The sequence below is a fragment of the Streptomyces exfoliatus genome, from assembly GCF_000725545.1.
In the GTDB taxonomy this organism is placed as follows: domain Bacteria; phylum Actinomycetota; class Actinomycetes; order Streptomycetales; family Streptomycetaceae; genus Streptomyces; species Streptomyces exfoliatus.
This window is the reverse complement of record NZ_JNZP01000112.1, coordinates 1-286: the sequence shown is the minus strand read 5'-3', so window position 1 is coordinate 286 and position 286 is coordinate 1. Positions and strand designations below refer to the sequence as shown.

General features: G+C 74.5%; 1 protein-coding gene. It reads right to left on the bottom strand.

What is annotated here, in order from left to right:
* The coding region (locus tag IO20_RS37320) for an acyl-CoA synthetase family protein (protein WP_037637083.1) at positions 1-286 on the bottom strand (286 nt) is incomplete at both ends.

The window sequence follows — 286 nt, the reverse complement described above, 5'->3', positions numbered from 1 at the left end:
GAGCGCGGACTCGATCTCGCCCGGTTCGATGCGGAAGCCGCGGATCTTGACCTGGTCGTCGGCGCGTCCGAGGTATTCGAGGGCGCCGTCGCTGCGGTGGCGGGCGAGGTCGCCGGTGCGGTACATGCGGCTGCCGGGTGCTCCGTAGGGGTTGGCGACGAAGCGTTCGGCGGTGAGGTCGGGACGGCCGAGGTAGCCGCGGGCCAGCTGGGTGCCGGCGAGGTAGAGCTCGCCGGGGACGCCCGGGGGAACCGGGGCCAGCGCCGCGTCCAGCACGTACGCGGCG